This window comes from Flavobacterium aurantiibacter (genome assembly GCF_002251775.1).
GTDB classification, from domain to species: Bacteria; Bacteroidota; Bacteroidia; order Flavobacteriales; family Flavobacteriaceae; genus Flavobacterium; species Flavobacterium aurantiibacter.
Window position 1 is genome coordinate 1 of record NZ_NOXX01000122.1, and the last position, 10,736, is coordinate 10,736.

The 10,736-nt window shown below is 37.5% G+C and carries 8 protein-coding genes; 1 reads left to right on the forward strand and 7 read right to left on the reverse strand.

From position 1 onward, the window contains the following. Positions 1–347: 347 nt before the first annotated feature. The 7 genes from CHX27_RS02115 to CHX27_RS02140 form a co-directional block, all read right to left on the reverse strand. Positions 348–3,560, reverse strand: coding sequence for a type I restriction endonuclease subunit R (locus CHX27_RS02115; protein ID WP_094485116.1), 3,213 nt, complete (start codon positions 3,558–3,560; stop codon positions 348–350). After that, the gene (locus CHX27_RS02120) at positions 3,557–4,570 is read right to left on the reverse strand and encodes a virulence RhuM family protein (protein ID WP_094485117.1); all 1,014 of its coding nucleotides are present in this window, start codon (positions 4,568–4,570) and stop codon (positions 3,557–3,559) included. Before CHX27_RS02120 ends, CHX27_RS02115 begins: the two co-directional genes overlap by 4 nt. A 158-nt stretch (positions 4,571–4,728) precedes the next feature. Next, the gene (locus CHX27_RS02125) at positions 4,729–5,844 is read right to left on the reverse strand and encodes a PD-(D/E)XK nuclease family protein (RefSeq protein ID WP_094485118.1); all 1,116 of its coding nucleotides are present in this window, start codon (positions 5,842–5,844) and stop codon (positions 4,729–4,731) included. Continuing rightward, a complete protein-coding gene (locus CHX27_RS02130) occupies positions 5,841–6,296 on the reverse strand; it encodes a DUF6998 domain-containing protein (protein WP_094485119.1) in 456 nt (151 codons plus the stop codon). The genes CHX27_RS02125 and CHX27_RS02130 overlap by 4 nt, the downstream gene beginning before the upstream one ends. Before the next feature lie 3 nt (positions 6,297–6,299). Beyond that, positions 6,300–6,623 carry a hypothetical protein gene (locus tag CHX27_RS15315; protein WP_133063392.1) on the reverse strand — a complete coding sequence of 108 codons (324 nt, stop codon included), beginning with the start codon at positions 6,621–6,623 and terminating at the stop codon, positions 6,300–6,302. A 10-nt stretch (positions 6,624–6,633) separates the two neighbouring features. Next, positions 6,634–7,791: a restriction endonuclease subunit S gene (locus CHX27_RS02135; protein WP_094485120.1), complete on the reverse strand. Its 1,158-nt coding sequence runs from the start codon at positions 7,789–7,791 to the stop codon at positions 6,634–6,636. Then, positions 7,775–9,337, reverse strand: a complete 1,563-nt coding sequence (locus CHX27_RS02140; protein WP_094485121.1) for a type I restriction-modification system subunit M — start codon at positions 9,335–9,337, stop codon at positions 7,775–7,777. The genes CHX27_RS02135 and CHX27_RS02140 overlap by 17 nt, the downstream gene beginning before the upstream one ends. Before the next feature lie 960 nt (positions 9,338–10,297). Between CHX27_RS02140 and CHX27_RS15990 the strand changes: the two genes are divergently transcribed. Continuing rightward, positions 10,298–10,663: an HNH endonuclease domain-containing protein gene (locus CHX27_RS15990; RefSeq protein ID WP_449403958.1), complete on the forward strand. Its 366-nt coding sequence runs from the start codon at positions 10,298–10,300 to the stop codon at positions 10,661–10,663. The last annotated feature ends 73 nt before the right edge of the window (positions 10,664–10,736 follow it).

Consider the following 10,736-nt stretch of genomic DNA (forward strand, 5'->3'; position numbering starts at 1 on the left):
ACTTAATACTCCAATCTTAATACTACAATAAAACCGCTCTGCGAATTTTGCGTAAATCTTCGTGTCCTTTGCGGTTGCCTTCGACAGGCTCAGGCGCCGAGGGAGCACAATGTTTCTCAAAGTTTTTCACAATGTCCACAATGCCACCTCCAACCCGCTGCTCTCGACCCGTTCAGGCACCAGCTTTTATAGCGCACAGAACACACCGAAGTTCACAGATTATTTCGGAATGTAGNAGAAAAAGCGAAAGAAGCGAAATATGGAGCACAATGTTTCACAATGTTTTTCACGATGTACACAATAGTATTTGATTCGATAAAGGAGAGTATGTTAAGCGTGGTTTTTTTTTACTGCTGATTCTTCTTATAATTTTCTGCTTGTTCAAAAATCTCAACATACACTTCGTCTCTTTCTACAGGCGGATAGCCAAATTCATCAAGTAATAGTATTAGACCTACCTTTAGAGCCGATTTAATATCATCGCGTTTGTTCCAGTCTGGAAATTTGGCTTGTCCGTCGACAAGTTCTTTGACAGCTCTTGCCAATGAAATCATTTTGTCATTCGGGTATTTGAAGTCGTACTTAATGCAAAGTTGATTTAAAATATCGTAGAATGCTTTTTCTTCAAAATCAATTCCCAATGCATCGCCTGCTGAAAATTCTCTGTGAACTTCCCAAATTAAGTCTGTCAAGGCATTTGCAATTTCTTCATAGACTTCACTTCTCATAATGTCGTTTTCATCCCGGTTGTTGTATCGTTCAACCAAGATTTGCATTTTCTTTGAAAAATCAATGCCCCTAACTTTATTTACTTTTCTTATCTCCCCTATTACTTTTGCTAAAAGCTGTTGAAGTAATTTAATTTTCGTATTTGGCAGTTTAATTTTCTCAATCTTAGCCAAATAATCTTCATCAAAAAGATCTTGTTCGGTTTCTGATTCATCACCAAGTTTAAATATCTCTTCTACTCCATCGCTTTGTAATGCTTCTTTCATCATTTCCCTAACCTTCGCATTCATCTGTGCAGTGTCGGGGGCATTTCCTTTGGTTAATTTGAAGATGATAGAACGAATTGCCAAATAAAAATGGATATAATCTCTTTCTATTTGAGTTATTTGTTCGCTTCCTGCGCAAATATCATAAGCGGCTTTAAGTCGCTTCACTAATCCCATAAACCGGGTTTCAATTTCTTTTGTTTTTTGGGCATACTCCGCAGCTAAATTCAAAGTATTTAACTGCTGAATGGTTGTTCCTTTAAAGTATTTTGAGTTGTCAAACGTGTGAAATAGTTTAGCTAAAAGGTCTAAATGATTTCTTACAATGATGATCGATTCGGTAATATCCTCAAAATTGTCTTTGTCGCCTTCGCTGTATTGCTTTAACGCCAAATTCATTTGGTTTTTTATTCCAATGTAGTCTACCACCAACCCTTTATTCTTGCCTTCAAATTTTCGGTTTACCCTTGAAATGGTCTGAATCAAATTGTGTCTTTGGATAGGTTTGTCAATGTAAATACTATCTAAGAAAGGAACATCAAAACCAGTGAGCCACATATCTACCACTATAGCAATTTTGAAATTCGACTTTTCATTTTTGAACTGTCGGTCTAGTTCTTTACGTTGTTCTTTCGTACCGAGCAGATCATACATTTCTTTCGGGTCGTCTTGGCCTCTTGTTGCAATGAGTTTGATTCGTTCAATAGGTTTGAGTTCTCGTTTGTCTTTGTCGGTTAAAACTACGCCTTCTTCTGCCGCACGTATTTCATTCCACTCAGGACGTAATTCCAAAATGTTTTTATATAACTCATACGCAATCTCACGCGTGCTGCAAACAAACATGGCTTTTCCTTTTACGGTTGCACCTTCTGCAATTCTGTTCTCGTAATGGCTTACAAAATCTTTAGCAACCTCTTTTAAGCGGTTGGGATCGCCGATAATAGCGTGCATCTGTGCCATTTCTTTTTTACTTTGCTCAATCTGATTTTCGTTGCTTCCCATTTCAGCACAGTTGGCATAGTATTCTTCAATTTCTTTAAGTTTGGAATTGTTCAATAAGACTTTTGCTGCTCTGCCTTCGTACACAATTCTTACCGTGATTTCGTCTTTTACCGATTCCGTCATCGTGTAGGCATCTACTACTTTTCCAAAAACATCAAGCGTTGCATTTATCGGAGTTCCTGTGAAACCTACAAATGTGGCATTGGGTAATGAATCGTGAAGATATTTAGCGAAACCATAGGTTTTGGTAACGCCTTTTTCGGTCAACTTTACTTTTTGCTCCAGGTTTACTTGGCTTCTGTGTGCTTCGTCAGAAATGCAGATAACATTAGTTCTCTCGGTAAGCAGTTCGGTATCTTCTGTAAACTTGTGAATTGTTGTTAAGAAAACGCCGCCGCTTTGTCTGCCTTGAATTAATTCCCTTAAATGTGCTCTGCTTTCAACACTAACAACTGTGTTATCTCCAATAAAATTTTTTGCGTTAGTAAATTGTCCTGAAAGTTGATCGTCTAGGTCGGTTCTATCCGTTATCAATACTATAGTTGGACTCTCAAAATACTGACTTTTCATAAGGAGCCTTGTAAGATAAAGCATCGTAAAACTCTTTCCGCAGCCGGTGGCTCCAAAATAAGTTCCGCCTTTTCCGTTGCCTGCAGGTTTCTGTGCTTTCTTAATATTATCATACAGGGCTCTCGCGGCGTAGTATTGCGGGTAACGACAAACAATTTTCTCGTTTATCTTCGAACTGTCGGGAATGTAAATGAAGTTGCGAATAATATCACGCAAGCGGTTTTTGTGAAGCATCCCTTGAATCAGAGTAAACATCGAATCTATGCCATCAACATCTTTAGCAAGCCCCGCAATTCGTCGCCATGCGTAATAAAATTCATACGGAGCGAAAAAAGAACCTGCTTTATTGTTTACTCCATCGCTGATAATACAAAAGGCATTGTATCTAAAAAGTTCGGGAATGTCTTTACGGTAACGAACGGTTAGCTGCCTGTAAGCATTGTAAATGGTGACTTCTTCGCGAATAGCCGACTTAAATTCGAATACCACTAAAGGCAAACCATTGATGTAAATAATACCATCGGGTATACGCTTTTCAGAACCGAAAATTTCTAACTGATTTACAAATTTGTAAATATTGCCGTCGTCTTCGTATGCATGTTTTCCTTCGGCAGAGATAGACAGGACCTCGCCTTCTTTCGGTAATCTGTGGCTTTCTAAACCTTTGTAATCAATTAATTGAATGTAAATATCCTTTTGTGAGCGGTCATCCCGTTTGAGAATAAAACCGTTTGAAAGTAGATTTAAAAAGGTTTTGTTGCTTTCGTATAGATCTGTTGAATCCAGTGATTTAAGTTGAAGAATAATCGATTTAACCTCGTTTTCGGTAATGCCTTGCCCAGCGTATTGCGTTAATAGAAAGTTTTGCAAATCTTCTTCTATCAATACTTCTTCGGGCTTACGAGTTATTGAAATGCCTAAGTGGTGGGGATAGCCTTCTTGCTCCAACAACTCTATAAACGCTTTCTCTAATTTTTCTTCGGTGAATTTCATTTTTTAGGCTTCTTCAACTTTTTAATGTCCTCTTCAATCTCCTTCAAACTCTGTTCTTTCTCTAGTGTATTTTGAGCAATTCTATACTTCTCAAATTCTGCTTCTGACTTTTGCAAAGCCATATCGTGACTTATTTTTCCAGCGTGTGTCAGAAGCTCTCTTCCATTCAGTTGCAAAATAGCGTCTAAACGTGCTATCCAGTCTTTCATATACATGGGAATGCGTTGTTGTGCCATGGTTTCGGCAAAAGCTAAATATTGCTCCACCAACAAGCCAAGCAATTTTATTTCATCTTCATTCAAATAATTTTTTGCAATGCTTACATCCGACTTTTTTATGGAAACAGAATTTTTCTTGTCAAACGATTGCATTCCCAACAAAGGCAAATCGGCATCTACCCTCCGATATACCAACTCGGCTGCCGTTTGTTCGCTTATAGCCCATAGAAGCTTGTTTTGAACGACCTTAAAAAATGCTATCGTTTTTTCATCTCTTGGGTCGTAATCTATGCTAGTAGTATAAATATCTTTGATTTTTTGATAGAAGAAGCGTTCCGACAATCGTATTTCTCGAATACGTTCTTGCAATTCGTTGAAATAGTTCATCGAATTGCCAGTCTTAAACCGGTCGTCATTAAGAGCAAATCCCTTGATAATGTATTCTTTTAATCGTTGGGTTGCCCAAATACGAAACTGTGTACCTTGCGGAGATTTTACCCGATATCCTACCGAAATAATTACATCAAGGTTGTAGCCATTTACTTCAACTTCCTGTGTCTTTCCTGCAATGGCACCGTGCTGAGTGGTTATTCGGAATTTCCGAACAACCACTTTTTCTTCCAGCTCACCTTCTGCAAATACATTTTTGATATGCTCGTTAATGGTCGACTTTGCCTTTCCAAATAAAGTTGCCATTTGGTCCTGAGTTAACCAAACGGTTTCTTCTTCTAGACGAACATCTATTTTAATGTTGCCATCGGGGTTTTGGTAAATGATGATTTGGCTGTTCATTTTAACAATTTTGCATTTACTTCTTCTAGCTTATTGCATATTGCTACGCCTAGCTGATGGGGAAACTTTTTTACTTTAAGAATTCATAAATTTCCAGTACTATAGAATCCTCTTCGTAAAAGTACTTAACATACAGTTACTTAAAACTTCGTTGTTCACTATTCATTTTTACTTATAAAAGCCTCTAATTTAAGAAAAATTGCAAGCAAATTATCGTTTCTAAGCTTATCGATTATAAATTGTGAGAGGTTAGCAATTTCTGTAACTGTTGGATGATAATGGATGACTGCAAAATGAGCCCACGTATAACTAGTGTTTTTAAAGTTATCAGAAAATGCAATTTCGCTTTCTGCCGGTGTAAATTCAATTTGATTATAAGCAGTTCTGTTCCGCAGTAAATCACCTTGCATTTCAACTGCTATGTACATTTTATCTGATTTTAACAAATCTTCGTAAACCACAGTAATCATCAGGTTTTTATTCTTTTTAGATACATAATAAACAAGTCTGTTATCATTGAAGCTGTTAACTCGAGGCTCATATTTACTAACTTCCTCAAGTCGATTTCCGGCGTCTTTTACTTGCTCAACAATATGTTCGCGTAGTTTGTATTTAAAAGATACTAAATGATTTATTCTTTCTTGGTTTTTATAATAAAACTCAATGTTGTCTTTTTCCATAATTGGGTGACTTAAATTAATTATATTCTGACAGAAATCTTTTAAAAAAACGATATACTTTTCATTCCCATTTAATAGATAGCTGCCCAAGTTTTGTAATATTTTATTTACAAATTCTAAGTGTGTGATATTGATAAAACGCTTGTGTGAAATATCTGAAATTGGTTGAAGCGATAAAACAACACCTACCTTTTCAGACGCGTTTATCTCATTGAAATATTCATTTAAATCATTATTCAAATGGTGACGAACTTTATTTTCTATAATAATGGCGTAGTCCTTATTTTGTAAAACAATGTCTATTCGCTTTTGATTAATTGTACTGTATTCAGTAGTTATTTTATAATTTGAAAACGAGTCGAAGACGAGATTATTTTTTGCTAAAGGAGATGCGTTAATAATCTCTAACAGACATTTAATGAATAAATCTTTCAACTTATGCACGCCGTTGTAGTCTAAATAAAAGGCATAAATATTAGACCAAACATTTTCATAATGTGGTTGTTTAGTAATTTCTAAAAAAGTTTTAGGTTTCCCTTTTATGGAGGGAATTTCATTCTGATTCAAGAAATCTTGCAATTCGGATAAATTCATTTTCTGAGTTGGATTTTTTGGTCTGCGGGCACCTGATCGTTTAATAGTTTAAGTCGTCCTTTTGATAGTGTATAAAACGTCATTTTGTAATCGCGTAAACCACGGGCTTTAATATAGTGCTCTACAATAAAGCTACCTGGACCGTTAAATAATTCTTCCAACTCTCCATTTTCAAGAATGTTAACGCTCAAAAAATAATCGGGAGTTCGCTCCACTCCGTATGGAAAATAGCTGTAATTCTTAAAAGAGGCTTTGATTTGCACTTTTCGACCTGTTTCACTTTCCACAGCGTCGTGAACTGCTGTATTTTCACTAAGTAATTCTAAATTATATTTAGCTGCTGCCAATACTTCGCCAATGTCGCCCACTAAACGTCCGTCTAGCGAAAAACTTCTATCATACTGCGCTCGCAATTTTTGTGTAATAGCTAAGAGTTGCTTGATTTCTTGCATATATTATGGAATAAGTTGTTTATCTCGGTTTAAAGTTTTGTTGTTTGCTTTAGAATAGAAGGTCATCATCTTCAAAAATACAGTCGTTTTCTTTTCTGTTTCGTTTACCAATTTTATGATTTCAAAACCTTCGATGTCGTCTAATTCTTTCAGATAAACAACTTTAAGCATCGTCCTTGATGCAAAGCGACTAGTTGTTGCACTTTCATCTTCGTGAACAACTTGGAAAAACCTACCCGCTCCAAAATCATGTGAATAGAGTTTGTTTGTTTTGGAAGTTTTTATTATATCTTCCTCTGATGGTTTGAAATGGTCTATTCTGCTCATATCTTACCTTTTATTCTACTGTGGCGAGTTTAGAAAGCAACAACTCTTTCAGTTCCGTTAGCTTTTGGTTTTCTTCTGTTTTAGTTTTTATCAAATCAAAAATTGGTTCAACAGTTTTCTTAAATATTTTAGCAATTTCACCATTCGGAATGATAATGTCTAAATTCCTAAAATCTGATTTACTTATCTCTAAAAAAGTGCTGCCCGAAGCCAAGTTTATTATTTCCTCAATCTGAGTGTTTATCCAACAATAGAGATAATACACATTTAATTCCGAAGTTGGTATAAGCGTTATAAAGCCTTGATTGGTTGTGGCTTCTTCTGTGTTAATTGCTAACTTTCCAACAGTAGCCCTACTAGTCATCATTAAGCAATTTGCAGGAAATAGTTTTGCTGAACTTTTATTCAAACCGAGCTTGGTAATTTTATTTGCAGAGTGAAAAATAAAAACTGAACTGTTATTTGTAATGTCAGTTGGTGAATACCAAGAAATATTGCCATCTATCCAATATTCTTCAATTTCAGTTGAAGGAGTTCCCCCACCAATAGTTTCAACCTCATCACCAATTTTTGAAACTCTCCACCCCTCCGGCAAATTCTCCAAATCAATTCCCTCCACAAACCACTCCCTATAAATCGCCTGTGCGGTTTCTTCCAATTTTTGTATCAGTTGCTGGTTTAGGGAAATGCGGTTTTGAATCGCGTTGTATTCTTGTACTATTTCTCGTTGTTTGTCGGGGTGTGGGATGGGTAATTCAACATCTGTCATTTGGTCCCACTCAAAAAATTCGTGAGCACTTCCGTGACTTTTGAATCTTGCATAGCGGTCAAACTCTGGTCTGCGAAACCACATCATCAAATATTCAGAGTTCAAAACACGTTCGTCTTTACTTCTAAATATTCTGTAGGAAGGCGAAACAATACAATCATCTCCTTGCCTTAATGCAATAGAAATTTTTTCACCATTTCTTGTAGTTGCTCTGTTGTAAGCAAATTGTCCTGTCCTTACAATTCGATAAGTAGATAAATCAATTCCAATTGTATTAGTATGTGAATTCTGAAAAAACTTTTGGTTGCTAATTCCTAAAAGTTCTTTCACTTCCATTCCATCGTTCAATTGATTGATGGGTTCAATATAGGCACCGAGCCGCTTATAATTTGATTTCATAGCCTAGCTCTTTAAAAACGGTCAGTAAATCATTTTTGCTTTGGGTTTCGGCTTTCAACAGATTGGCAAAGTCGCTTTGCAAGGTTTTCATTTTCTTGTCAAAATCAATGTTTTCGTCACGGTTTACAAAGGCAATGTATTTGCTCGGCACCAATGAAAAATCTTTCTTTTCGATTTCATCTATTTTCGCTGAATAACAAAATTCAGGAACGTTTTCAATTTCTGTTTGTTGCCATTTGTGAAATGTTCCTGCAATGTGTTGGATAGTTTCATCTGAAAACTGAACGAACTTTTTCTCAAAGGGTATTCCCGATTTTCTCAAATCAAAAAACAAGATTTCTTTTACTCTGTTTCTGAAATGGCGTTTCTCACTTCCAACTGCTCTTACTTGCTCTTTCTTATTTTTATTTATAATCCAAAGCGAAACACTTATATCAGTGGTATAAAACATTGAACTTGGCAATACCAAAATCGCTTCCACCAAATTATTTTCAATCAGTTTTCTGCGTATTTTATATTCTTCGCCACCGCCACTTAATGCACCATTCGCCAAGATAAAGCCAGCAATTCCGTTTTCGGAGAGTTTAGCAACCATGTTCAAAATCCAGCCGTAATTGGCGTTACTTTTAGGTGGTATGTCGTAACCGCGCCAACGAGGGTCGTCGGTCAATTCGTTTTCTGCGCGCCAATCTTTTTGGTTAAATGGCGGGTTAGCCATAATAAAATCGGCTTTCAGGTCTTTGTGCTGGTCATCCAGAAAAGTGTCGGCTGCTTTATCTCCCAAATTTCCACTAATACCACGTATGGCCAAGTTCATTTTTGCCAGTTTATATGTGGTGTTGGTGTATTCCTGTCCGTAAATAGAAATTTCTTTTTTGTTGCCGTGGTGTGCCTCAATAAATTTAATACTCTGCACAAACATGCCGCCTGAACCACAAGCCGGATCGTAGATAATTCCTTTATAGGGTTCAATCATTTCAGCAATCAGGTTTACAATGCTCTTGGGTGTGTAAAATTCGCCCTTGCCTTTTCCTTCAGCTAATGCAAATTTGGAAAGAAAATACTCATACACTTTCCCCACTACATCTTGTTTCGGGTCTCTTGTAGTGTCTATATCGTTTATCGTATCCAACAACGACGCTAGTTTTGTAACATCCAAACCCAAACGAGAAAAGTAATTGTCGGGCAATGCCCCTTTTAGAGATTTATTGTTTTTTTCGATGGTATGCAGGGCAGTGTCAATGAGTAATGCAATATCGCTTTGCTTGGCTCGCTTTATCAAAAAACTCCATCGACTCGCTTCTTCCAAGAAAAACACATTGTTCATGTTATAGAACTCGGGCTTCTCGATGTACTTTTCTTTACCTTCGGCAATAAGTTTAGCTCGCTGTTCTTCGAACTTATCGCTGGCAAACTTTAAGAAAATCAGACCTAACACCACGTGTTTGTATTCGGCTGGCTCAACACTTCCCCTCAGTTTATTTGCAGCTTCCCAAAGGGTAACTTCAATTGGCTTCTCTTTTGTTTCTTTCTTCTGTTTTGCCATTTTTTGCAGTAGCTATTTTAAAATTTTAGTGTTTGCTAAATTAAGTTTTAAACTTTCATTTCCATAAAAAGTATTTATTCAAAAAAGCCGTCATCTGTTTTACAAATCGACGCTTTTACAATTTGCAGATAGCTCTTTATGCATGTGGTTGTTACTTAAAAAAATAAAACAACTGTTGTTGGCGAAACTAACCACTTCTATTAAGCCAAAACTACCTACTTATAGGTATTTTTCACTCCAGACCAAAAAATATCACTTCACCCATTTCTACCGCAGTTTTCGCTATTTTCGCTAGATACTTTCAATAAAATGTCTCCAGAAATATTCTCCAACATCAGTAAAATTATAGAACGCGACAGCAAGTCGACAACCTATAAGTTTGCACTCTTGCGTGGAGTCATCGAGATTATTCAGGATAACTCTCCTTACATTACCTTTTTCGAAAATCGGGTGTACATTCCTACCGGCTTGCTCGTCGAAAAATGGCTGCTGTATTACTACCCGTTGTTGCAATCGAAAACGCTCATTCCGCAAATTAACGGAACCACCGATCTGGCCTTTGCCACCGAATTTCGAAAACTGATCGCATACTACGAATCGCGCGGCGGCTTGAGCGCATTTTACAACGACCTCAAAACAAAAGGCATTCCTGAAGCAATTCGTGCCGACTTCACCGCACTCGCCCGGAAAATTCGCGCCACCGTCGTAAACATGCCCATGAAATACATCGGACGCTCGCTATCCGACGAATACTACTCGATTTTTGAACATAAACGACAGTCTCTTGCCCGTTCTCAACACCTCGACCTCGAACGCATGATCACCGATTTCGGATCGTTTTCTATACCAGCCGACTATTACGAAGCGTTTAAAATTCTCGGGAGCTTCATGTCCGGACAAGATTCTATCCTCTTTAAATGGGCCGAATTTTCGGTGAACGCCTCCGGAAAACACCTGTCTATGGAACGCGTCTTGAACGAAATTCTCGACTCACCCATCACCGAACGTAATATCGCCGAATCGAAAAAATTATACCGCGACATCCTATCCAAAAACGGAACCGTGTACTGCGTATGGACGGGCAGGAAAATCAATACGTACGACATCGATCACGTTATTCCGTTTTCCGTTTGGAAAAACAACGATTTATGGAACCTCCTCCCCTCCGACTCCAAAATCAACAACCAAAAACGCGATAAAATTCCGGCGCCCGAACTCATCGAAAAACGCAAAGACCAAATTATAGATTACTGGCAACTCATACACGAAACGCAAACCGCACGNGACCGTAGCTCAAGCGGGTGCGTACACGGTATCGGTAGGTAACGGCGGCAGTTGTCCGAACGATCTTTCTGCAGCCGCAAACATTGTCGTGAATACCTTACCGCAAATCACCACT